At 64.6% G+C, this 22,078-nt stretch carries 18 protein-coding genes and 1 pseudogene; 11 read left to right on the top strand and 8 right to left on the bottom strand.

Translation table 11 applies throughout. From position 1 onward, the window contains the following. The first annotated feature begins 22 nt into the window (after window positions 1-22). On the top strand, window positions 23-703 hold the full coding sequence (aat, locus tag BRA471DRAFT_RS18115; protein WP_035974067.1) for a leucyl/phenylalanyl-tRNA--protein transferase: 681 nt from the start codon (window positions 23-25) through the stop codon (window positions 701-703). A 35-nt stretch (window positions 704-738) separates the two neighbouring features. Here aat and BRA471DRAFT_RS18110 read toward each other — a convergent pair whose 3' ends face one another. Next, window positions 739-1,770: a DUF2155 domain-containing protein gene (locus tag BRA471DRAFT_RS18110; RefSeq protein ID WP_007609727.1), complete on the bottom strand. Its 1,032-nt coding sequence runs from the start codon at window positions 1,768-1,770 to the stop codon at window positions 739-741. A 249-nt stretch (window positions 1,771-2,019) separates the two neighbouring features. On the opposite strand from BRA471DRAFT_RS18110, the pseudogene BRA471DRAFT_RS18105 reads away from it, so the two are divergent. Then, a pseudogene (locus BRA471DRAFT_RS18105) lies at window positions 2,020-2,157 on the top strand (alpha/beta hydrolase); the annotation flags it as partial. A gap of 13 nt (window positions 2,158-2,170) precedes the next feature. Further along, complete coding sequence (locus BRA471DRAFT_RS18100; RefSeq protein WP_007609725.1) at window positions 2,171-3,187, top strand: hypothetical protein; 1,017 nt, start codon at window positions 2,171-2,173, stop codon at window positions 3,185-3,187. A 93-nt stretch (window positions 3,188-3,280) separates the two neighbouring features. Here the strand turns inward: BRA471DRAFT_RS18100 and BRA471DRAFT_RS38915 are convergent, their stop codons facing one another. Both BRA471DRAFT_RS38915 and BRA471DRAFT_RS18095 read right to left on the bottom strand, forming a co-directional pair. Next, on the bottom strand, window positions 3,281-3,457 hold the full coding sequence (locus BRA471DRAFT_RS38915; RefSeq protein WP_007609723.1) for a hypothetical protein: 177 nt from the start codon (window positions 3,455-3,457) through the stop codon (window positions 3,281-3,283). 129 nt (window positions 3,458-3,586) lie between these two features. Further along, on the bottom strand, window positions 3,587-4,528 hold the full coding sequence (locus BRA471DRAFT_RS18095; protein WP_007609721.1) for a GlxA family transcriptional regulator: 942 nt from the start codon (window positions 4,526-4,528) through the stop codon (window positions 3,587-3,589). Window positions 4,529-4,619: 91 nt separating this feature from the next. Between BRA471DRAFT_RS18095 and BRA471DRAFT_RS18090 the strand changes: the two genes are divergently transcribed. Beyond that, a complete protein-coding gene (locus tag BRA471DRAFT_RS18090) occupies window positions 4,620-5,306 on the top strand; it encodes a DJ-1/PfpI family protein (RefSeq protein ID WP_007609716.1) in 687 nt (228 codons plus the stop codon). Window positions 5,307-5,803: 497 nt separating this feature from the next. Here the strand turns inward: BRA471DRAFT_RS18090 and BRA471DRAFT_RS18085 are convergent, their stop codons facing one another. Further along, window positions 5,804-6,211 (bottom strand): NADH:ubiquinone oxidoreductase subunit NDUFA12, encoded by a 408-nt coding sequence (locus BRA471DRAFT_RS18085; RefSeq protein ID WP_007609711.1) that lies wholly within the window; start codon window positions 6,209-6,211, stop codon window positions 5,804-5,806. A gap of 246 nt (window positions 6,212-6,457) precedes the next feature. On the opposite strand from BRA471DRAFT_RS18085, the gene BRA471DRAFT_RS18080 reads away from it, so the two are divergent. The 3 genes from BRA471DRAFT_RS18080 (at window position 6,458) to BRA471DRAFT_RS18070 (ending at window position 10,002) form a co-directional block, all read left to right on the top strand. Then, window positions 6,458-7,090 carry a BA14K family protein gene (locus BRA471DRAFT_RS18080; RefSeq protein ID WP_007609709.1) on the top strand — a complete coding sequence of 211 codons (633 nt, stop codon included), beginning with the start codon at window positions 6,458-6,460 and terminating at the stop codon, window positions 7,088-7,090. A gap of 240 nt (window positions 7,091-7,330) precedes the next feature. Beyond that, window positions 7,331-7,753, top strand: coding sequence for a response regulator (locus BRA471DRAFT_RS18075; RefSeq protein ID WP_007609707.1), 423 nt, complete (start codon window positions 7,331-7,333; stop codon window positions 7,751-7,753). After that, window positions 7,750-10,002 carry a CHASE3 domain-containing protein gene (locus BRA471DRAFT_RS18070; protein WP_007609701.1) on the top strand — a complete coding sequence of 751 codons (2,253 nt, stop codon included), beginning with the start codon at window positions 7,750-7,752 and terminating at the stop codon, window positions 10,000-10,002. Before BRA471DRAFT_RS18075 ends, BRA471DRAFT_RS18070 begins: the two co-directional genes overlap by 4 nt. A gap of 108 nt (window positions 10,003-10,110) precedes the next feature. Here BRA471DRAFT_RS18070 and BRA471DRAFT_RS36925 read toward each other — a convergent pair whose 3' ends face one another. The 3 genes from BRA471DRAFT_RS36925 to BRA471DRAFT_RS18060 form a co-directional block, all read right to left on the bottom strand. Further along, the gene (locus BRA471DRAFT_RS36925; protein WP_007609699.1) at window positions 10,111-10,407 is read right to left on the bottom strand and encodes a putative quinol monooxygenase; all 297 of its coding nucleotides are present in this window, start codon (window positions 10,405-10,407) and stop codon (window positions 10,111-10,113) included. A gap of 67 nt (window positions 10,408-10,474) precedes the next feature. Continuing rightward, entirely contained in the window at window positions 10,475-11,143 is a 669-nt protein-coding gene (locus BRA471DRAFT_RS18065; RefSeq protein WP_007609697.1) for a type 1 glutamine amidotransferase domain-containing protein, read from the bottom strand. 160 nt (window positions 11,144-11,303) lie between these two features. Continuing rightward, window positions 11,304-12,062 carry an alpha/beta hydrolase gene (locus BRA471DRAFT_RS18060; RefSeq protein ID WP_007609695.1) on the bottom strand — a complete coding sequence of 253 codons (759 nt, stop codon included), beginning with the start codon at window positions 12,060-12,062 and terminating at the stop codon, window positions 11,304-11,306. Between the two features lie 238 nt (window positions 12,063-12,300). Between BRA471DRAFT_RS18060 and BRA471DRAFT_RS18055 the strand changes: the two genes are divergently transcribed. Beyond that, a complete protein-coding gene (locus tag BRA471DRAFT_RS18055; protein ID WP_007609690.1) occupies window positions 12,301-15,180 on the top strand; it encodes a winged helix-turn-helix domain-containing protein in 2,880 nt (959 codons plus the stop codon). Window positions 15,181-15,216: 36 nt separating this feature from the next. Here the strand turns inward: BRA471DRAFT_RS18055 and BRA471DRAFT_RS18050 are convergent, their stop codons facing one another. Then, the gene (locus BRA471DRAFT_RS18050; RefSeq protein ID WP_007609688.1) at window positions 15,217-16,113 is read right to left on the bottom strand and encodes a DMT family transporter; all 897 of its coding nucleotides are present in this window, start codon (window positions 16,111-16,113) and stop codon (window positions 15,217-15,219) included. Window positions 16,114-16,615: 502 nt separating this feature from the next. Between BRA471DRAFT_RS18050 and BRA471DRAFT_RS36920 the strand changes: the two genes are divergently transcribed. From BRA471DRAFT_RS36920 to BRA471DRAFT_RS18040, 3 genes are all read left to right on the top strand, one after another. Then, entirely contained in the window at window positions 16,616-16,834 is a 219-nt protein-coding gene (locus tag BRA471DRAFT_RS36920; RefSeq protein WP_007609686.1) for a hypothetical protein, read from the top strand. Between the two features lie 39 nt (window positions 16,835-16,873). Then, window positions 16,874-20,638 carry a vitamin B12-dependent ribonucleotide reductase gene (locus tag BRA471DRAFT_RS18045; RefSeq protein WP_007609684.1) on the top strand — a complete coding sequence of 1,255 codons (3,765 nt, stop codon included), beginning with the start codon at window positions 16,874-16,876 and terminating at the stop codon, window positions 20,636-20,638. A 247-nt stretch (window positions 20,639-20,885) separates the two neighbouring features. Further along, window positions 20,886-22,073, top strand: a complete 1,188-nt coding sequence (locus BRA471DRAFT_RS18040; RefSeq protein WP_007609683.1) for an SAVED domain-containing protein — start codon at window positions 20,886-20,888, stop codon at window positions 22,071-22,073. The last annotated feature ends 5 nt before the right edge of the window (window positions 22,074-22,078 follow it).

Genomic DNA, 22,078 nt, shown 5'->3' with positions numbered 1-22,078 from the left:
GATCCTGCTAATGTGGCGAGCCATGACTTCGCGCGACTCTGCCCCGTCTGAAATCACGCCGGCCGTTCTGCTGCGCGCCTATGCCTGCGGCATCTTTCCGATGGCCGAAAGCGCCGATGATCCGACCCTGTTCTGGGTCGAGCCGGAGTTGCGCGGCGTCATCCCACTCGACGGATTTCGCGTGGCCTCGCGGCTGGCGCGCACCGTGCGCTCGGATTCATTCCGCGTCACCGTCAATACCGCCTTCAAATCCACGATCGCCGGCTGCGCCGCGCCGCAGGCCGGGCGCGAGGACACCTGGATCAACAAGCGCATCCGCGACCTCTATGGCGGGCTGTACGAGCTCGGCCATTGCCACAGCGTCGAGGCCTGGCAGGGCGAGGACCTCGTCGGCGGCCTTTACGGCGTCAGCCTGGGCCGGGCCTTTTTCGGCGAGAGCATGTTCCACACCGCGCGTGATGCCTCCAAGGTCGCGCTGGTGCATCTGGTCGCGCGGCTCATCCATGGCGGCTTCGAGCTGCTCGACACCCAATACGTCACCGAGCACCTGAAAAGTTTTGGCGCGGCCGAGATTTCGCGGCGGCGCTACACGGCGCTGCTCGACAAGGCGCTCGCGGGCGAACCCGGGGATTTCCTGAGGCTCTCCGCCGGCGAAGCGATCCCGGGCGCACGCGCCCTCGAGATCATCGCCGCGCGGCGATAGTCAGGGATATTACCGGCCGAACCCGGGGGAGTGGCCTAGCGGCCAAACCCGGGGATACCGAACAGACCCGGTCGCTGCTCGGGCGGCGGAGGTGCCGGCTGCTGCTGCTGGATCGGCGGCAAGGGCTGCGGCGGACGCTGCTGCACCTGCTTGGGCGCGGCCTTCTTCTGCGCTGGCGGCGGCGGTGGCGTCGCCGGCTTGGTGCCGGGATCCGGTGCCGCGGTCGCGATCGTTTGCTGCGGCTCTTTGCAGTCGGTGAGCCAGATATCGTAGATCGGGTGCTCGACGCCGTGCAGGCCCGGACTTGCCGCGTACATCCAGCCGGAGAAGATGCGCTTCACCTCACCCTGCAAGGTGATCTCGTCCACCTCGACGAAGGCGTCGGTGTTGGCGGCCTCGGTCGCGGGCCGCGTGTAGCAGGCGTCGGTCTTGACGCGCAGCGCCCCGAACTGCACGGTCTCGCCGATCTCCTCGTCGAAATTGATGATGCGACCGGTGATCTTGTCGAGGCCGGAGAAGGTCGCCTTCTTGTTCACGATCTTCTGGGCCGGCGGCTCGGTGACGACCTCGTCGCCGGGCTGAAGGCTCGCCGGCGTCTGCGGGACTGCGCCGCCCGGCCCGCCCTTCTGCTGTGGCTGGCGCTGACCGGGCGCGCCCGGGGCCCCTTGCGGATTGGACGGAGCGACCGCGACGGGCGGCGGCTGGTTTGGCGGAGCGGCGCTCGAACCGGGCGGCGGCGCCAGAGGCTGGCTCTCGACCGGCCCCGGCATCACATTGCCCTGCCGGCCCGGCGGGGGCGCCATCGGGCGCGACGGCAGCACACGGCCTTGCGGCGGCAGCTCCGGCACTTCTTCATCGTCGTCGGGGATCTGCGGCTGGGGCTGGCCACGCGGAATGTTGCCGGGCGGCCGCAGCGGCGGCGGATCGGAGAAGATCGTGCCGATCTGCGCCTGCGCCGGCGTTGCAGCCGTCAGTGCGGTGGCGGCCAGAAGCGCCGCAAGGCCTGTCAGGGTAAATGTTCGAAACATCTCGCGCGGCTTCAACAGCGAATCGGGCTTGCTGGACATTCTACAGGGGATACCGCCGCTCGCAGGCCATCCGGTTAACACGGCGAATACGGCGGGGGAAGGGCGGCATCCCTGCCCTTCCCGCCCCGGTCTGGCCAGATCGGCCCCCGGATGGGATAGTCGAGCACCTTTCCCGGCGGCTGAGGCGGCGCCGACCCAAAACGAACTCCAACCATAACTAAAAGACCCAGAGGTCGCTCCCCCATGCCCGTCGTGCTCGATCCCGATGCCGCCGCCGTCTGCAAGGCCGTCCAGCAGGCCGGCGCGCCCGTGGTTACCAAGCATGATCCCGGCCAGTTCCACGGCTTCTTCACGATCGGAAAATTGCTGCGAGAGGCCAATGTCGCCGTGAGCGAGATCGGCGCGTGGCTGAAAGGACTGGGCTGAAACGCCAATCCCGATGCCGCCGGTTCTTCAAAGCATATTCGCCCTCCCCCTGCGCGGGCTGACATGGCTTGGCGGCCAGGGCACCCGCGCGGTGGCCGCCGTCGTGTTCATCGCGCTCGCGGTGCCGCCGCTCGGGGCGTTGCTGCGCCCCTACGTCACCGAGGCGATCTTCGTTCTGCTCTGCATCTCCTTCATGCGGGTCGACCTCGCCGCGCTCTCAGGCCATCTGCGTCGGCCGGCGCTGGTCGCGACCGCGACCGTCTGGACCATGATCGGCGTGCCTGTGATCGTCGGGCTGGTCGTCCACGCCAGCGGGCTCACGGCGCACGCGCCCGACCTTGCCCTGGCATTGATGCTGCAGAGCATAGCGTCTCCGATGATGGCCGCGCCGGCGCTCGCCGCGCTGATGGGCCTCGATGCCACGCTGGTGCTGGTCACGCTGGTGAGCGCGACCGCGCTGGTGCCGTTCACGGCGTCGCTGTTCGCGAGCCTGTTCCTCGATGGCATGCTCAGCATTTCGCCGCCGGCGCTGGGGCTGAAGCTGCTCGGCATCCTCGCCGCATCGCTGCTGGCCGCGACCGTGCTCCGACAAGTCTGCGGCGCGGCCGCGATCCAGCGCCACAGACAGCCGATCGACGGCTTCAACATCGTCATTCTGCTGGTCTTCGCGACCGCGATCATGGGCGACGTCGCGAGCGATCTCGTCGCCCGGCCAGTCTCCACCCTCGGCTTCGCAGCGCTCGCCTTCGCGATCTATTTCACCCTGCTCGCCGTCACCACGCTGCTGTTCCGCCGCATCGGCTATGAGCGCGCGCTGGCGCTCGGGCTGATGGTGTCACAGCGCAATCTGGGACTGATGCTCGCCGCGACCGCCGGCGCGCTGCCGCCCACCACCTGGCTCTATTTCGCGATGACGCAGTTTCCCATTCACCTGGCGCCTTACATGCTGATGCCGATCGCGCGGCGCTTGACGGCGCGCGCGCAGGCCTCGGGCGCCGCGGCAACCGGCGGCAAGGCCGCATCGGGCTGAACCAATCCGCAAGTCTTGACACGCAAGTCTTGCCAACACGCAAGTCTTGTTCGCTCTGCCAACGCGAGACCGCTGGTGACCGAGCGAATGTCGTCACGCGGCGCGCCAATGTCCCTTGTGAATATCGAACTTCACAGCGCCTTCGTCACGCATCTTCAACAGGAGCGACTGGCAGTCGTCCTGATTCTTGATGTTCACGCGCTTCATGACCTCGAAAATTTTCAGAGGTTTTTCGCGAAGGGCAATCAGAATCTTTTCTCGATCAGTCATTGGGGTTCCTTGCATCGGTATCGGCGACGGCACGTGTTGCACACATCGTCTACAACGGGTGAAGCAAGGCCGCGCACTATGCAAGTCTGTTCACCCGCTAAATCGGCCTCTCCAATTGATCAATTCTCCCTACCCGGCCCTTGCCGCGCGCCGCAGCGCCTGCGGCGGCTGGCCGAAGGCGCGGATGAAGGCGCGCCGCATCCGCTCGGGATCGCCGAAGCCGGTCGTCTCCGCAACGAGCTCGATCGCCTCGCGCGAGGACTGCACGCGCTCGCGCGCAACCTCGATGCGCAAGCGCTCGATGGCCTTCGAGGGCGTCGTGCCGGTCTCGGCGGCAAAGGCGCGGGCAAAATGCCGCGCGCTCATGCCGGCGCGATCGGCGAGATTTTCCACCGTCAAGCGGGCGTCGAGGTTTTCGCGCGCCCAGGACAACAGCGCGCCGAAGCGGCCGTTCGGCGTCTTCAATTCCAGAAGTGACGAGAACTGCGACTGGCCGCCGCTGCGGCGATGATACAGCACGAGCTGCCGCGCCGTGTCCTGCGCGATCTGCTCGCCGTGATCCTCCGTCACCATCGCGAGCGCAAGGTCGATGCCCGCCGTGATGCCTGCCGACGTCCACACATTGCCATCGCGGGTGAAAATCTGGTCCGGCTCGAACTTCACCTTGGGATAGCGCGCGACGAAATCCCGCGTGCGTCCCCAATGCGTGGTGGCGCGACGCCCGTCGAGCAGACCCGCTTCGGCCAGCACATAGGCGCCCGAGCAGACGCTCGCGACCCGCACGCCCCGCCGCGCCAGCCGCTGCACGAAGGCGCGCGTGACCTCGCAACGCGCGGCGTCCGTCACGCCCGCGCCACCCGCCACGACCAGCGTCGTGATCGCATTCGCCGACTTGAAGTCGCGCGCCATCATCTCCACGCCGGACGAGCTGCGCACGGGCCCCGCGTTCACCGCCAGCACGCGGATCCCGGTCGTCGTCTTGCCCGTGCAGCGCGCCGCGATCTCGAACACGGAGATCGGGCCGGCCGCATCGAGCAACTGGAAGTCCGGGAAGATCAGGATGCCGATCATGGTCATGTCCGAAAGCGAGGGAAATACGCCATTTTGGACAGAATGGCATCATGACAGGCTGCGTCCGTCAAGCTCATAATTGGAGGCTCTCATGTCGTCCCCGCTCCAGATCGGTCTCTTGGTGTTTCCGCGCGTCACCCAGCTCGACTTTACGGGTCCCTTGCAGGTGTTCTCCTCCGTACCCGGCGCAAAGCTGCATTTGATCTGGAAACGGATCGAGCCGGTTCCGAGCGATTCCGTGCTGACGCTGACGCCGACGACGACCTTCGCCGACTGCCCGCAGCTCGACGTGATCTGCGTGCCCGGCGGCGGCGGCACCAACGACCTGCTCAATGACGAGGAGGTGCTCGGTTTCCTGCGCCGCCAGGCCGAGGGCGCCAAATACGTCACCTCGGTCTGCACGGGATCGCTGGCGCTCGGCGCCGCCGGCCTCTTGAAGGGCTACCGCGCCGCCACGCATTGGAGCGCGATGGAGATGCTCGCTCAGTTCGGCGCGACGCCGACCAAGACGCGCGTCTGCGTCGACCGCAACCGCATCACCGGCGGCGGCGTCACCGCCGGAATCGATTTCGCGCTGACCCTGGTGTCGATCATGGTCGATCGCACCACCGCGGAGGTGATCCAGCTTCAGCTCGAATACAATCCGGCCCCGCCATTCAATGCAGGCTCGCCCGATGCCGCGCCGGCGGAAGTGCTGGCGTTGCTCAGGGAGCGCGGCGCAGCGAACCAGGCTCGCCGCCTCGAAGCAGTGAAGCGCGCAGCCGAGCGGATGACCTAGTCTCCACTCTCGTGTCCCGGACGCGCTGCGGCGCGCAGCGATGCTGCGCAGAGCCGAGACCCAGGAAGCCACACGGGTGCTGATGCATGGGCCCCGGCTCTGCAGCGCATCACTCCGTGCTGCGCAGCGTCCGGGGCACGCGACATCCCGTTGTCCCTCTACGAAAGAAAAAGGCCGCCCGGTTTCCCGAGCGGCCTTTCCTGTCTTACGGCGGCTGCACATTTCATCGGGCGATTTCGGAGCTTCCAGACCGGGGGCCTATCTCCCGATCGAGTCCTGGTCGGCGACCGCTGCATTTCGGGACAGTCGCGAACTGTTGCCCGAACCGAACGCGATGGTCTCCCATCTCCGTAAGATGCGACCATTGAGCCGCATCCCCCGCGTGGCCGCAACCAGCGCGCAGGACTCATCCCCGCTGTTCCCGTTGTCCACAGTAGGGCGAGGCGGATGCGGGTGCATCCACTCCCACGACAAGGATTGAGACGGGGATCGGAAGCCTAGCCGGGGGTCCAGGGCTGATAGTCGCCAGTCGCCTTCGGCCGCTTGCCGCTGGCGAGCGTCGAGCCTGAGGGACGGTAGGCGTTCGCCGTGCCCGTGAGATTGGGCTGGTGCGGCTTTTCCCACTCGCGCGGCTGGTAGTTGTCCTGCGTCGGCGGCACGTCGACGGTGTGGTGCATCCAGCCGTGCCAGGACGGCGGGATACGGCTGGCCTCGGCATAGCCGTTATAGACCACCCAGCGGCGCTCGAAGCCGAGCGTCGGGTCGATCACCCCGCCACGGGTGCGATAATAGAGGTTGCCCTGCTCGTCCTGGCCGACCAGCTCGCCATAGCGCTTGGTCCAGAGTTGGGTGCCAAACGTCTGGCCATTCCACCAGGTGAAGAACTTCAGGAAGAATTGTTTCATGCGGCAAGGGCCCTGCTTCGTCGGGTCGTGATGCCATCCGGACGGCGAAATGTCCAGTTCGGCGCGGGCGGCGGTGCCCTGCTGCAGATGCGGTCTCCCGGCACGGAACGCTGCCGCAAATCGGACGCGATCCGTTCATGCCGGATACAGCGTGGCCATGAAAGCTTGTCCTCGCACGCAAACCGCCGTGATCCCAGGAACTACGGCCCTTTCATGGGGTTTGCTTCCGGGAAAAGGAGTTTGATCATGAAAAGTCTGAGAGTGTTGAGCGCGGCTGCGGCCGTGGCACTGGTTCTCCCGTTGGCGACGCCGAGCTTCGCGCAAGGTCCCGGACATGGCGGTGGCGGGGGTGGTGGGCATTTCGGCGGAGGTGGCGGTGCCCACTTCGGCGGCGGCGGTGCTCACATCGGTGGCGGCGGTGGCGCTCACTTCGGTGGCGGCGGCGCTCACTTTGGCGGTGGCGGCGCACGCATGGGCGGCGGCGGTAACTTCGCAGCAGGTGCAGTCGCGCGTCCCAGCGGCGGAGCATCCTTCAACGGCGGCGGCGGACGAAGCTTCGCAGCAGCCGGGGGTCACCACTGGAATGGCGGCGGCGGTCATTGGCACGGCGGCGGCTGGCGCCATCACGGTGGCGGCTTCTGGCCCGGTGTCGCGGCGGGTGCTGCGATCGGCGGCCTCGGCTCATACGCCTATTACGGCGGCGGCTACTATGACGACCCATACTACTACGGCGACAGCTATTACGATGAGCCGTCAGTGGCCGTGGTCCCCGATACCGGCGGCGACTCCACGGCGTACTGCGCGCAGCGCTTCAAGTCCTACGATCCGGCGTCCGGCACCTATCTCGGCTATGACGGCCAGCGTCATCCCTGCCCGTAGTACGACCTGCAACACTTGAAGAAGAAGGCGTCGCAGCGATGCGGCGCCTTTTTCATTCAGGCACCTCACCCTGTTTCGCTCGCCTCGTATTCGTCATCGGCGATGCCGCGCGCAACCGATGCGAGTGGACCTCTATTCACCGCACCGTGCATATCTACCCTTATCCAATCCCAAATTGACCCGACGCGCGATTCACCTGTATCAACTTGGCTGTGGGGACTTCGATGACTGGGAAGTGTCATGCCGCGCATTCTCGTGGTTGATGACGATCCGATGGTCGGCGCGACCATCGAGGTCCTCCTCCAACGTCAGGGCTTCGACGTCACGTTGACTGACGGCGGAGAAACGGGTTTGGCTGCGCTCGAAACACAGAATTTCGACGTGATGCTGGTCGACATCTTCATGCCGCACATGCGCGGCTTCGAATCCATTCGCATCTTTCACGAGCGCGCGCCGGCGGTTCCGCTGATCGCGATGTCCGGCTACGCCTTCGCGTCGTCCGCCTCGCCCTCCCCCGACTTCCTCCGGATGGCGCTGGAACTCGGCGCCACCCGCTGCCTGCGCAAGCCGTTCACGCCGGACGCGCTGCTGACCACGATCCGGGAATGCATCGCCGCGCCGGGCGATGGCTCGCAGCCGAAGGACAAGAAAGAAGCCCCTTGATCCCAACGCAGCGCGTCATTCTCGGTGCTGGACTTGCCATCCTCCTGATCATCACCGCAGCCTCGATCGGCCTCGACGTCAAGTCACGGTCCGACGCGGCCTGGGTCAATCATACCGTCCAGGTGCTCAAGAAGATCTCCGACCTGCGCGTGCTGATACGCAGTGCCGAGAGCGCCGCTCGCGGCTACGAGATCTATCGCAACCCGAGCTTCAGCGAAGAATTCCAGGCGGTGCACGCCCGGATCGCACCGGCACTCGCCGACCTCAAGCGCAGCGTGCGTGACACTCCCGAACATGTCGCGCTGCTCGAGGGCACCGAGCCGCTGGCGCTGCGCCGGATCGAGATCGCCGCCGAAGTGATGCGCCTGCGCGCCGGAAACGATCAGGCCGGCATTGCCGCGGTCCAGGGCAAGGGCGAGGGCCGTGGCCTGATGGACACGGTGATGGGCAATTTCGATCATTTGAGCGCAGAGGAAGAACGATTGCTCGCGGCGCGCTCCCAGGATTCGCGCCGCACCGGCATCGTGCTGCTCGGGATCGACGTCGCCGGCGCGCTGGTGATCCTGCTGCTGGTCGTGATGATGATGCGCGAGAGCCGGCGCAGCGAGGGCGCACTCAAGAGCACGCTGTTGGAGACCACGGCCGCCAATCAGCAGCTCGAGGCCGCGGTGGCCGAGCGCACCGAGCATCTGGTCAACGCGCATGACGAGCTGCGCCTGTCGGTCAACGTGCTCCAGAGCACCTTTCACAGCATGGCGGAGGCGGTGTTGGTCATCGATGCCGAGGGCAACGTCCTTCTGTCCAATCCGGCCGCGGAGCGCATGCTGCTGCACCGGACCGGCATGAACCTGCGCAATCTGCGCGCGATGTCCAGCGTGCTTCACGGCGACGGCGTCACCCCGCTCAAGCCCGACGAGCTGCCGTCGGCACGCGTGCTGCGCGGCGAGCCGTTCGAGAACATGGAGATGATCGTCCGCCCGCACAGCGGCAATCCTTCCCGCCATCTCATGATCAGCGGCCGGCCGATGCTGGACGGGCAAGGCAACGTCTCCGGCGCGGTGCTGGTCTATCACGACGCGACCACCTCGCGCGAGACCGAGCGGCAATTGTACCAGTCGCAGAAGCTGGATGCGATCGGCAAGCTCACCGGCGGCGTCGCGCACGACTTCAACAACATGCTGACCGTGATCTCCGGCAATACCGAGACGCTGGTGGCAAGCCTGAAGCAGCAGCCCGACCTCCAGCGCGTGGCGCGCCTGATCGACGAGGCCGCCGAACGCTGCGCCGAGCTGATCCAGCATCTGCTCGCCTTCGCGCGCAGGCAACCGCTCCAGCCGCGCAACGTCGAGATCAACGCCGCGGTCGCGGACATCGCGAAACTCCTGCGCCCCACCCTCGGCGAGCAGATCGAGATCGAGACCGTGCTCGAACAGGGGCAGATGACCGCGCACATCGATCCGTCCCGCCTCACCAATGCCCTGCTCAACATGGCCATCAACGCCCGCGACGCCATGCCGAACGGCGGCAAGCTGCTGCTCGAGGCCCACCGCGTCGTGCTCGACCAGGCCTATGCGCAAAACAATCCCGACGTGCGGCCCGGCCCTTACGTGATGCTCGCCGTCAGCGACACCGGCACCGGTATGCCGGCCGAGGTGCAGCAGCAGGCGTTCGAGCCGTTCTTCACCACCAAGGAGGTCGGCAAGGGAAGCGGCCTCGGCCTCTCCATGGTCTACGGCTTCGTCAAGCAGTCCGGCGGCCACATCAAGATCTACAGTGAGGAAGGCCACGGCACCACGATCAAGCTCTATCTGCCCCCGGGCGAAGGCATGGCCGAAGTGGCTCCCACCACGACGCCGCCGGCGGAAGGCGGGGCCGAGACCATTTTCGTGGTCGAGGATGATCCGCTGGTGCGCAACTTCGTCACCGTGCAGCTCCAGAGCCTCGGCTACCAGACCGTCGCCGCGCCCGACAGCAAGGCCGCGCTGGAGCTGATCCGGGCCGGCCAGCCGTTCGATCTGCTGTTCACCGACGTCGTCATCCCCGGCGGCATGAGCGGGCGCGAGCTCGCCGACAAGGTGGCGACGATCCGCCCCGGCCTTAAGGTGCTCTACACCTCCGGCTATACCGACAACGCCATCGTCCACCACGGCAAGCTCGATGACGGCGTCATGCTCCTGACAAAACCCTACCGCCGCAACCAGCTCGCCGAGATGATCAGGAAGGCGCTGGGAGGCGGGGTGGCCGGTTAGTGTTTCTGGCTCGCGCGCCTTGGTCGAAGTCCCACCTGGAAACGTCGGTGTGGTAAACGCGCACGGCCATTACGAATGGCGATTGGGCCATTCGCGGCGTGATCCCCATCATCCAACATCCACGGCTTTCGCGATGACTGCCGTACGTTCCGCCAGTTCGGGAACCTTGGCCAAATAGGCCTGATAGTGCTGCGAGGTTCGGTGCGCTTCGACCGCCGCGGCGTCCCGGTAAAGCTCATCAAGGACGTAACGATGATCGTCCGAACTGTCGCGCCAGACGTCCCAGCGCAGATTGCCAGGTTCGGCCCTGCAATGCGGCGCCAGACCAACAAGCAGTTCTCTAAGCTCAACGCTCTTGCCCGGGTGAGCAACTAAAATGGCAGTAATCTTCGACGGCATTGTCATCGACTAGGCCTTTTCAGGGTGACTGCGGCGTTCAGGTCAGCCAGGCGATGGCTCGGCTGCCTGTTCTTTATTTTCTGAGTGCCGCCAGCAACTCCTTGGCCATGGGCCCGGCCGAGGCGGGATTCTGGCCAGTGATGAGGCGTCCGTCAACGACGACGTGAGGCTGCCAGTTTGCTGCGGACGTATACTCGGCACCCTCTGCCCGCAAGGCATCTTCAAGTTCGTAAGGAACGTCTTCGCGCGCGTAGTCGTACTCTTCCTTCTTCGAGAACGATGTGAGCTTCTTGCCCTGCACGAACGGCTTGCCATCGCCCAGGTCTACCCCGAGCAGCGCGCACGGACCGTGACAAACGGCAGTTACAAACTTCCCAGTGCTCCAGGCGCGCACGACTGCATTCTGAACAACGGGGTTACGCTGAATGTCGACCATCGGTCCAAGACCGCCTGGCACGAAGATGGCTTCGTAATCGGCAGCATCCACCTCAGCTAGTTTACGACTGCGATTCAAGCGGCGAAAGGCCTTGCTCTCGAGAAAAGCCTTCTGCGCAGGATCCTTCTCGTCGTAGGCATCATATGGCGTCCATCCGCCCCTTAGAGAGGCGAACTCAACGGCAATGCCTGCCTTGTCCAGCACATCGAACGGATGCGCGACCTCGGCGAAAAAGAAGCCCGTCTTACGATTTTTCGGACCGATCGCGGCTGCGTTGCTGACGATAACCAGGACGTGCTGAGTCATGATATTCTCCTTGAGTCTTGCGAAGGCACTAAGCCCAAATGTCGTCCTATTGCCGCCAACCCGGCGCTGGGCAGCTGGGGCTCCCGCACCGTAGAGCGGGCCGCTGAAGAAAGGACAACAAGCCTATTCAAACCGGCCCTTGTTTAGAGTGACGGTGATATCAATCTGCTTCTCCGGCCGCGCTTTCGACGAAGGCTGCAACTTCCCGCGGGTGGGAGAGCATCGCGGCATGGCTGCTCGACAGCTCGGTAATTTTTGCTTTTGTTCGCGAAGACATAAAGCGCTGTGTGCTAGGCGGAATCATGTGATCTTGCGTTGTCAGCATGTAGTGTACGGGTTTGTCTTTCCATGCTGCGCCAACGATCTTGTGTTCGACAGCTTTGAGTCCCCACGGAACTTGTGCTGCGGCCATGAAGGCGGTGATGGACGGATCGACATCCTGCGCAAACGCACTCGGAAACTTCGCCGGATCAACCAGAATAAATCCGCCGCTCGGCGGCAACAATGGTGCTCCAGCCTCGCCCGGAGTAGGACGCGTCGCGAGCTCGTAGACGGATTCTCCGACGTCTGGCGCGAAAGCGGCAATATAGACGAGCTTGCGAACCTTAGGATCGCTTCCGGCCTCGGTGATGACGGCGCCGCCATACGAGTGGCCTACCAAAATGACCGGCTTTCCCGCCTTGCGTATGACCTCCCGCGTTGTCTCGACATCACCGTCGAGCGTTGCAGTCGAGTTCTGGACGACCAAAACCTCATAACCGTCGCGGGTGAGAATGTCGTAGACAGCCTTCCAGCCCGAGCCGTCAACGAAGGCGCCGTGTACGAGAACGATCGAGACGGGCTTGCTTGCGGGCGTCTGCGCGAACGAAGGAAGGGTGGCCGCCATGGAGAGGAGTGCTCCCAGGATCAGGTGTTTCATTGCGATACCTTTCGGACGGACGAAACTTCGATCCGGCGACTATAGTCCGGTGAGCGGTGCGGGTCGGTTAAATCAGGTAAATCTGTCGTTCGCGGCAGGGCCCGAGCGAAGCTGAAGGAACGCTTCCGATCCTGCGACAAAATGCTGGCTGCGATCGTGCTTTTTCAAAATCGCGGTGTTCAGCAGCCTTGCGACGCATGATATTCCAGCGGATTGTCGCGTCGTTTGGCAGTGAAGAATGCGGGCTACCACGGAGACATTGCAGACAGGCCGGCGTCGAGAGGAACTCACGTTTTCCTTTGGGCCATTCCAACTCGTTCCGCGCCGCCAGCTTCTTCTTTTCGATGGCCACCCGGTCAAAATGGGCGGCCGCGCCTTTGAGCTGTTACAGCTGCTGGTGCAGCGTCGCGGCGAACTCGTCAGCAAGAATGAGCTGATGGAGGCCGCTTGGCCCGGCACCTTCCTCCACGACAGCAATCTCAAGGTCAATATGTGGAGCTTGAGGCGCTCGCTGGGCGACACGCAGGTTGAACCCGTCTACATCGCAACGGTGGCGCGGCGGGGTTACAAGTTCATTGCGGATGTGCAAGCCAGCATCGGCGAGATCGGGGACGAACTTGCGCATGCGGAGCCGGCCAGCTTGTCGAGGCCGCCCGTGGTGCGAGGCATCGTTGGTCGCGAAGCCGAAATCGCCGATACTGCCCAGGCGTTGATCGGAAATAGGCATGTCACGCTGACAGGCGCGGGCGGCATCGGCAAGACGACGGTCGCCATTGCAGCAGCACAGGTCTTCGCACCCCACTGCCGTGATGGCGTGTGCTTCGTCGATCTCGCGACAATTGCTGATCCCATGCTCTTTGGCGCTGCGCTGGTAACGGCCTTGGGGGTCAGGGGCAATCCGGACAACAACATGACTGCCGTCCTCGATTATCTGAGGTCGCGCCAAATGCTGGTGGTTCTGGACAATTGCGAACATGTGTTGCCTGCCGCCATCATGTTTGCCGGCCGGTTCATGACCGACACATCGTCTTCCAGGCTGCTGGCCACCAGCCGCGAGCCGCTCGGCACCCCCGCTGAGCATCTGATGCGGCTCGGTTCGCTTGGCTCGCCCAGGCCCGGCTCCGCCCTTACAATCGATCAGGCCATCAAATTCCCCGGGGTGCAGCTGTTTGTCCGCGCCGCCGCAGAGTGGTCGGACTATCAGTTCGTCGATGACGACTGCGAAGCGGTCGCCCGGATATGCCACGCGCTCGACGGCCTTCCTCTGGCCATTGAATTGGCGGCAGCCCAGCTCGGCAGGTTCACGCCTCGCCAACTGGTGACGCTTCTCGATCAAAACCTGGGTTTTCGCGCCCCCGGTATCGACGGCGCGACGCCGCGTCATGAAACCCTGATGGCGACGATCGACTGGAGCTTCAAGCTCCTGTCACAGAGGGAAGCCAGACTGTTCGGCTTGCTGTCGGTGTTCAGTGGCGCGTTCGACGCCGAGGATGCCGTTTTTGTCGCGGAGGCTGCGGGGCTCACGCCGGTCGACGTCGTCACCGGCCTCGGCGGCCTGGTGACCAAATCGCTGTTGAACGCGCAAGTGCAAGGAGCCAGCCTTCGCTATCGGCTGCTGGACAGCACACGGCATTATGCAGCGGAGCGCCGGCTGGCTGATGCTGCTTCCCGCCATGCTCTGCACCGTCACGCGCAGCGGGTGCTCGCTCTGTTCGAACAGTCCGAGGAGGAGTGGAACTGGCGCGAACCCGCCGATTGGACGCACCGCTACCTTGCTCGCATCGCGGACTTGAGGGCAGCTTTGTCATGGGCGTTTGGCGAGGAAGGGGACCCTGCCCTCGCGATCAGGCTGGCGGTGGCCGGCATCACCTTGTGGTCGGAGACGTCGATTCTTTCGGAGGCGCAGGCACGGTTGGAGACCGCGCTCAGCTTGGCCAAGTCCATTGCTTGTGACGATCTGCTCCGTGCAAAGCTCGCCTGTGCGCTGGGATGGAGTCTGTTCTACGCGCGCAAGCTCTCGAACGAGAATGCGCTTGCATGGCTCGATGCTATTGTCTTCGCAAGGCGTGCCGGGGATGTCGAGTATCAGCAACGTGCATTGGTGGGGTTTGCTTTTTACCTGCTGCAGATCGGTCAAATCCCGCGTGCGATTACCCATCTTGAAGAAGCAACGGCGCTGGCCGATCGGGACCGTGATCTGACGGCGACGTCCGAAGCCGATCGCGCTTGGGCATGGGCTCACGCCTTCGCCGGCGAATTGGGCAAGAGCCGCCTGGTTCTCGATCGCCTCGCGGCGACCTATTCGCTGGCCGAAAGCCGTTCGCGGAAGGATGCGAACGAGGTTTATCGTTTCATCACCGTTCGTTTCAATCTGCCTTTCGTGGCCTGGATGCAGGGGCAAGCCGAATATGCGGCGAAGCTGGCCAACGATGCCGTCGAAGCTGCGGATCGCGGCGGTCACTGGGTGTCGCAGTCGAATGCGCTAGGCCTCGCCGCGCTTCCGATCTCACTTGAAAACGGGAATTTGGCGGCGCTCGAGCACTACACGGAGCGGCTGCGTCGCAATCTGGATCGGGAGCGCATCTCGCGCTGGATTCCGGTCGAACGCTATTTCTCGGCCTGCCTGCGCGATTTGCGCGGAGATCTTGCGGCAGTGGAGGACATCCGTGCGGCGATCGAGGAGCTGATCGATTGTCGCTTCCTGATGCGGATCGGCAGCTATCTCGCCGTCCTCAGCCGCGCTTATCTGCGACAAGGGCGGATCGCAGAGGCGCGAAAGGCGATCACAAGGGCTATTCACCATCAGGAAGATCAGGGAGAGCGCTGGTGTCGTTCGGAGCTTCAGCGGGTCGAGGCGTCCGTACTCCTTTCCGAAGGTGAGCCGCGTCTTGCCGAAAGCCTGTTACAGCAGGCACTGGCTGAGGCGCGCGCGATAGGGGCGAAGACCTTTGAGCTGCGCGTAGCCACCGATCTTGCAGCGCGCTGGATTGCGGCCGGGCGCCGGCCGAAGGCCGTCCGATTGCTCACTCCGATCTACGAGCAGTTCAGTGAAGGGTTCGAAACTCACGATCTGCTCGCCGCCGCGTGCCTGTTGGAGCGCGCACGAGCGTCCGCTTAGGACATTAGGCGGCCAGCCCCTTCATGACTACACGTGCTACCGCGTCGCCAGCACCACCGCCGCCAGCGTGAAGATCAGCGCGGCGATCTGCCCCGCTCCCAGCGGCTCGTGCAGCGCGATCGCGGACGCCACGACGCCGATGACCGGCACCGCCATGGTGCCGATCGCGGCGACGGAGGCCGGCAGGCGCGCAAGGGCAGCGAACCAGCTGACATAGGCGATGCAGAACTGCACCACGGTGGAATAGACCAGCAGCCACCAGCCGACCGGCGTCACCCGCTCCAGATGCGTGGTCTCGACGGCGAGGCCGATGATCGTGATGGGCAGGCAGCCGATCCCGATCTGCCAGGCCGCGGCCGTGATCGGCGGCAGGCGGATCGGGTACTTCTTCGAAAACACCGTGCCGAGCGCGAAGCCGAGCGCGCCGCACAGCGCCATGACGATGCCCGGCAGCTTGTCCGCGGTCGCGGCAAAGCCGTTGCCGCCCATGATCGAGGCGAGGCCAGCAAAGGCCATCACCAGCGCGATGGTGCGCAACAAGGTCGGCCGCTCGCCGAGCACCGGCCAGGCGATCAGCGAGGCCCAGACCGGCATGGTGTAGGCGATCAGCGCCGCTTCGCTGGCCGGCAGCCACAGCAGCGCCAGGCCCATCAGCACCATCCAGCCGGTGACGTTGAGGAGCGCGGCGGTCACGAGCCGCGGCCAGATCTCGCGCGGGACCCTGAGGCTGTCAGCGCGGATCAGCGCCAGCGCGGCCAGCAGCACCGCACCGAGCACGCCGGTCACCCCGCGCAAGGTCAGCGGCGGCAGCTCGGAGAGCAGGAATTTCGTCACCGGCCAGTTGAAGCCCCAGCCCACCGAGGTGATGGCGAGGAACATCAGGCCGGCCGGGGCGATGCGCGGTCGCAGCACCGGGCGAGTCGAATCAAGCATGTGGGTAGTCCGGCAAAATCTGACCGAGCTTGGCGCGGATTCGCGCCTCCCACCACCACCCCGGCGGGCATGCCTGCCCTTACCTACCGTAGCCCTACGTGAGTCCCCCGGAGGCAAGCCCGCGATCCAAAAATATACCTGCCCTGTGAACAGCGGGGTGAAGCCTCAGCGGGACCACAAGATGCAAATTTTTTCGGTTGGGAATCCCTGAGGACTCACTGATACTTGGCTCAACAACAGGCGCGGGCCTGCCCCCTGTTATCCCCCACAATCCACCATATTTAGTATTTGATTCAGGAACTCGCACTAGTTCTTGACGGGCGCAATGGAGAGTCCTAGTTTTCGATCCGTTCGGCGCGAGTGTGTTTGCGTCCCGCCGGCACTCCCCCAAAGGGTCTGCAAAACAGCACTCCGCCAAGCCAGACAAAGGCAGCGGGATATGGGCTTGTCTGCCCGGCGAGCGGACTTTTCGGGCGCCTGAACGGGCTGGAAACAGGCCCGGATGGCAATGGTTGAAGACGTGACGTTGTGGGGCGTTGAACGCATGTCGGGCTCATCCCTTTGGGGCGGATGGGTCTGGACGTGCCGGCGGGTGATCGGTGCGCGCATCGAACAATCGCGTCGGGAGAAAATGGGCCGGGTCTACCGGCTGAACTGCGATGCCAAGGGGCCCGACCGCCCTCAAGCACCGCGAAATGAAATGATGACCCGGCACGCCTGAACGGAGGCGGTCCGGTCAAAGATAGGACGGGGCAAGACCATGCGGATTGAGCGGCGCCACACCACTTCGGGACAGTCACCTTACGCCGGCATCGAGTTCCGGCTGACCACGTCGGAGATCAGGAATCCCGACGGCTCGGTCGTGTTCAAGCTCGACAATGTCGAGGTCCCGACCGCGTGGTCGCAGGTCGCCTCCGACGTCCTGGCCCAGAAGTACTTCCGCAAGGCCGGCGTTGCCGCGCGCCTGAAGAAGGTCGAGGAAGAATCCGTCCCCTCCTTCCTGTGGCGCTCCGTGCCCGACACCGAGGCGCTCGCCCTCCTGCCCGAGAAAGAGCGCTATGTCAGCGAGCTCTCGGCCAAGCAGGTGTTCGACCGTCTCGCCGGCTGCTGGACCTATTGGGGCTGGAAGGGCAAGTACTTCTCCTCCGACGAGGACGCCCAGACCTTCTACGACGAGCTCCGCTACATGCTGACCATGCAGATGGTCGCGCCGAACTCGCCGCAATGGTTCAACACCGGTCTGCACTGGGCCTACGGCATCGACGGCCCCGGCCAGGGCCATTATTACGTCGACCCCTTCACCGGCAAGCTGACCCGCTCGAAATCCTCCTACGAGCATCCGCAGCCGCACGCCTGCTTCATCCAGGGCGTCGGTGACGACCTCGTCAACGAGGGCGGCATCATGGACCTCTGGGTCCGCGAAGCCCGCCTGTTCAAATACGGCTCCGGCACCGGCTCCAACTTCTCGCGCCTGCGCGGCGAAGGCGAACGCCTCTCCGGCGGCGGCCGCTCGTCCGGCCTGATGAGCTTCCTCAAGATCGGCGACCGCGCCGCGGGCGCGATCAAGTCGGGCGGCACCACGCGCCGCGCCGCCAAGATGGTCGTCGTCGACGTCGATCACCCCGACATCGAGACCTATATCGACTGGAAGGTGAAGGAGGAGCAGAAGGTCGCGGCTCTCGTCACGGGATCCAAGATCAACCAGAAGCACCTCAAGGCGGTGCTCAAGGCCTGCGTCAATTGCGAGGGCTCGGGCGACGATTGCTTCGACCCGGAAAAGAACCCTGCGCTCCGCCGCGAAATCAAGCTGGCCCGTCGCTCGCTGGTGCCTGACAACTACATCAAGCGCGTCATCCAATTTGCAAAACAGGGCTACAAGGACATCCAGTTCGACGTCTACGACACCGACTGGGATTCGGAAGCCTACCTCACGGTTTCGGGGCAGAACTCCAACAACTCCGTCTCGCTCAAGGACGACTTCCTGCGCGCGGTCGAGACCGACGGCGACTGGAATCTGGTGGGACGCACCACCAAGAAGATCACCAAGACCCTGAAGGCGCGCGACCTCTGGGAAAAAATCGGTTACGCCGCCTGGGCGTCGGCCGACCCGGGCCTGCACTTCAACACCACCATGAACGACTGGCACACCTGCAAGGCGTCCGGCGACATCCGCGCCTCCAATCCGTGCTCGGAATACATGTTCCTGGACGACACGGCGTGCAACCTCGCCTCCGCCAATCTGCTGACGTTCTACGACATCCCCTCCAAGCGTTTCGACGTCGAGGGTTACGAGCATCTCTGCCGGCTCTGGACCATCGTGCTCGAAATCTCGGTGATGATGGCGCAGTTCCCGTCGAAGTCGATCGCCGAGCTCTCCTACGAGTTCCGCACGCTCGGCCTCGGCTACGCCAATATCGGCGGCCTCCTGATGACCATGGGTCTGTCTTATGACTCGAAGGAAGGCCGCGCCATCGCCGGCGCGCTGACCGCGATCATGACGGGCATCACCTACAAGACCTCGGCCGAGATGGCGGCCGAGCTCGGCACCTTCCCCGGCTACAAGAAGAACGCCGCGCACATGCTGCGCGTGATCCGCAACCACCGCCGCGCCGCCCACGGCCAGTCCAACGGCTACGAGGCGCTCAGCGTCAACCCCGTGCCGATGGACCTGGTGTCGTGCCCGCAAGGAGACCTCGTGACGCATGCGCAAGCGGCATGGGATGCGGCGCTCGAGCTCGGCGAGAAGCACGGCTATCGCAACGCCCAGACCACGGTGATCGCGCCGACCGGCACGATCGGCCTCGTCATGGATTGCGACACCACCGGCATCGAGCCTGACTTCGCGCTGGTGAAATTCAAGAAGCTCGCCGGCGGCGGCTACTTCAAGATCATCAACCGCGCGGTCCCCGCAGCCCTTCGGGCGCTCGGCTATCGCGAGAGCGAGATCGCGGAGATCGAGGCCTACGCCGTCGGCCACGGCTCGCTCTCCAACGCGCCCGGCATCAACGCCTCGACGCTGAAGGCCAAGGGCTTCACGGATGAAGCCATCGCCAAGGTCGAGAAGGCGCTGCCGACCGCCTTCGACATCAAGTTCGCCTTCAACAAATGGACCTTCGGCGAAGACTTCATCCGCGACCAGCTCGGCATCGGCGCCGAGGCGATCGCGGCCCCCGGCTTCGACCTGCTCCAGGCCGTGGGCTTCACCAAGCGCGAGATCGAGGCGGCCAACGTCCACATCTGCGGCGCGATGACGGTGGAAGGTGCCCCGCACCTCAAGGCCGAGCACTATCCGGTGTTCGACTGCGCCAACCCTTGCGGCAAGGTCGGCAAGCGCTATCTCTCGGTCGAGAGCCACATCCGCATGATGTCGGCCGCTCAGCCCTTCATCTCGGGCGCGATCTCCAAGACCATCAACATGCCGAACGACGCCACCGTGGAGGACTGCAAGTCCGCCTACATGCTGTCGTGGAAGCTGGCGCTCAAGGCCAACGCGCTCTACCGCGACGGCTCCAAGCTCAGCCAGCCGCTCAACTCGCAGCTCATCGCCGACGACGAGGACGAGGACGATGCGATCGAGCATCTCTACGACAAGCCGATGGCGGCGCGCACCGCCCAGGTCTCGGAAAAGATCGTCGAGAAGCTGGTCGAGCGCATCATCGTGATGCGCGAGCGCGAGAAGATGCCGGATCGCCGCAAGGGTTACACCCAGAAGGCGGTCGTCGGCGGACATAAGGTCTATTTGCGCACCGGCGAGTATGACGACGGCCGCATCGGCGAGATCTTCATCGACATGCACAAGGAAGGCGCGGCCCTTCGCTCCTTCATCAACAACTTCGCCATCGCGGTGTCGCTGGGTCTCCAGTACGGCGTGCCGCTCGACGAATATGTCGACGCCTTCACCTTCACCCGCTTCGAGCCGGCGGGCCCCGTGCAGGGCAACGACAGCATCAAATACGCGACCTCGATCCTCGACTACGTCTTCCGCGAGCTGGCGGTGAGCTATCTCAGCCGCTTCGACCTCGCCCATGTCGATCCCAGCGAGACCGGGTTCGACGTGCTCGGCAAGGGCGTCGAGGAAGGCAAGGAGCCGGGCGATCACAGCCACGGCGCGTCCAAGCTGGTGTCGCGCGGCCTCACCCGCTCCCGCACCGACAACCTCGTGGTGATGCGCGGCGGCTCGACCGCAGTCGCGCAAGGCAACGACAGCGCGCCATCAGGCGGCAGCAAGGTCACCTCGCTCGCCTCCCACGGCGCAGGCCGTGCCGGCGACGTCCTGGAAGGCGCGGTCGCGCTGAAGCAGGAAGTGGCCCACGACCTCTCGCCCACCGAGAAGCTCGAGGCCCTGCAATGGAGCAAGGCCGGCAGCGCGCAAGTCGCGGTGCCCAGCAAGGCCGAGCGCCGCGCGGAAGCGAAAGCCAAGGGCTACGAAGGCGAGATGTGCAGCGAGTGCGGCAACTTCACGCTGGTGCGGAATGGCACGTGTATGAAGTGCGATACGTGCGGCTCGACGACGGGGTGTTCGTGAGGGGCGATAGTTCGCAATGATTGTTGTTGAGCCGGAGTCCGAGCAGGGCATCTACCAAGGGCGGCCCGAAGGGCCGCTGCGGCCACGGGGAAAACGTGTCCCCTGAATAAGTGTCCCTAGGCGGGTAGCTGCCCGTTCTGCCCGGCGCCGATGGCGCCGGCGACATCAGATAAGACTTCGCGGCGAGCTTCGTCTTCGCCGCGAAGTGGCGCGACGAACGAATCATGAATCCTTGAAAAAAGTACGTATGAGTTTGGTTGCAGACATCCCGGAGACTGAGGCCGCGCCCGCAGCGAGGCCGAAGCGCAAGCAGATTCCCACCAAGATCCAGAACATCTTGTGGGGTCGCGCCGCTGGCCGCTGTCAGTACAGGGGCTGCAACCATTCCCTCGTCGGCGACCAGATCTCCGGCGCCGCGAATGCGAACAAGGCCTACATCGGGCACATCGTCGCCGATTCGGCCGACGGGCCTCGCGGAGATCCGGTTCGGTCTCCCAAACTGGCGCATGACGTCGACAACCTCATGCTGGTCTGCGACACCCACCACCGCGTATTCGACCGCGAAATGGTCGCAGAGCACCCGGAGGAAGTGCTCGTCGCGATGAAGCGGCGCCACGAAGAGCGCATCCGGATCGTCACCGGCATCGACGAAGACTTCGGCAGCCACGTCATCCGCTACGCCGCCAAGATCGGTGCCAACGAGTCGCCCGTCGAGAAGGGTGCGGTCAAGTGGTCCCTGCTCCCCGACCGCTATCCGCTCGACGACGGTTGGATCGACCTCGACCTCGTCACGCTCGAACTCCGTGACGAGGATCCGGCCTACTGGCCGACCCACGTCAAGAACCTGCAGACCGTATTCAACGAGAAGGTCCGCGGCAGGATGGAGCGCCAGGAAATCAAGCGTCTCGCCGTGTTCGGGCTCGCGCCGATCCCGCTGCTGTTCGAGCTCGGCCGCCTAATCTCCGACATCGCCACCGCCGAGGTCCGCCAGTTGTTACGGGATCCAAAGGGCTGGAAGTGGGACAGGTCGACGGCACCGATGCAATGCGTGTTGGCTCGTCCGGGGCGGATCGGGGGTCCCGTCGCTCTCAAGTTGGAGATCAGCGCTCCCATCGCCGACGAACGGGTCACGAAAGTTCTCGGTGCCGACGTCTCCGTCTGGTCGATCGCCGCCGCCGACCCGCACAACGACATCGTGCGGCGCCCCGATGACGTCGCGGCGTTCGCCAAGCTGTTCCGGCGGACACTCGATGACATCAAGCTCGCCCACGGCGAGGACGCCACGGTGCACGTGTTTCCCGCCGTGCCGGTCTCGATCGCCATAGAGGCAGGTCGGTCATGGCAGCCGAAGGCCCACCCCTCACTCTCGATCTACGACCAGAACCAGAAGTTGGGCGGGTTTGCTCTCACCCATCGCCTCGAACACGCCCGCTGATTGGA

It is taken from the genome of Bradyrhizobium sp. WSM471, assembly GCF_000244915.1.
Classification (GTDB): Bacteria; Pseudomonadota; Alphaproteobacteria; order Rhizobiales; family Xanthobacteraceae; genus Bradyrhizobium.
Note: the sequence above shows the minus strand (reverse complement) of the source record. Positions and strands in the feature narration are given on the sequence as shown.

Excerpts from the sequence above, each read along its gene's own strand:
- BRA471DRAFT_RS36920 (WP_007609686.1), top strand. The coding sequence starts at position 16,616 with ATGGCAATGGTTGAAGACGTGACGTTGTGGGGCGTTGAACGCATGTCG.
- BRA471DRAFT_RS18050 (WP_007609688.1), bottom strand. The coding sequence starts at position 16,113 with ATGCTTGATTCGACTCGCCCGGTGCTGCGACCGCGCATCGCCCCGGCC.
- BRA471DRAFT_RS18040 (WP_007609683.1), top strand. The coding sequence starts at position 20,886 with ATGAGTTTGGTTGCAGACATCCCGGAGACTGAGGCCGCGCCCGCAGCG.
- BRA471DRAFT_RS18100 (WP_007609725.1), top strand. The coding sequence starts at position 2,171 with ATGCCGCCGGTTCTTCAAAGCATATTCGCCCTCCCCCTGCGCGGGCTG.
- BRA471DRAFT_RS18090 (WP_007609716.1), top strand. The coding sequence starts at position 4,620 with ATGTCGTCCCCGCTCCAGATCGGTCTCTTGGTGTTTCCGCGCGTCACC.
- BRA471DRAFT_RS38915 (WP_007609723.1), bottom strand. The coding sequence starts at position 3,457 with ATGACTGATCGAGAAAAGATTCTGATTGCCCTTCGCGAAAAACCTCTG.
- BRA471DRAFT_RS18065 (WP_007609697.1), bottom strand. The coding sequence starts at position 11,143 with ATGACTCAGCACGTCCTGGTTATCGTCAGCAACGCAGCCGCGATCGGT.
- BRA471DRAFT_RS18095 (WP_007609721.1), bottom strand. The coding sequence starts at position 4,528 with ATGATCGGCATCCTGATCTTCCCGGACTTCCAGTTGCTCGATGCGGCC.
- BRA471DRAFT_RS18055 (WP_007609690.1), top strand. The coding sequence starts at position 12,301 with ATGCGGGCTACCACGGAGACATTGCAGACAGGCCGGCGTCGAGAGGAA.
- aat (WP_035974067.1), top strand. The coding sequence starts at position 23 with ATGACTTCGCGCGACTCTGCCCCGTCTGAAATCACGCCGGCCGTTCTG.
- BRA471DRAFT_RS36925 (WP_007609699.1), bottom strand. The coding sequence starts at position 10,407 with ATGACAATGCCGTCGAAGATTACTGCCATTTTAGTTGCTCACCCGGGC.
- BRA471DRAFT_RS18110 (WP_007609727.1), bottom strand. The coding sequence starts at position 1,770 with ATGTCCAGCAAGCCCGATTCGCTGTTGAAGCCGCGCGAGATGTTTCGA.
- BRA471DRAFT_RS18045 (WP_007609684.1), top strand. The coding sequence starts at position 16,874 with ATGCGGATTGAGCGGCGCCACACCACTTCGGGACAGTCACCTTACGCC.
- BRA471DRAFT_RS18085 (WP_007609711.1), bottom strand. The coding sequence starts at position 6,211 with ATGAAACAATTCTTCCTGAAGTTCTTCACCTGGTGGAATGGCCAGACG.
- BRA471DRAFT_RS18075 (WP_007609707.1), top strand. The coding sequence starts at position 7,331 with ATGCCGCGCATTCTCGTGGTTGATGACGATCCGATGGTCGGCGCGACC.
- BRA471DRAFT_RS18060 (WP_007609695.1), bottom strand. The coding sequence starts at position 12,062 with ATGAAACACCTGATCCTGGGAGCACTCCTCTCCATGGCGGCCACCCTT.
- BRA471DRAFT_RS18080 (WP_007609709.1), top strand. The coding sequence starts at position 6,458 with ATGAAAAGTCTGAGAGTGTTGAGCGCGGCTGCGGCCGTGGCACTGGTT.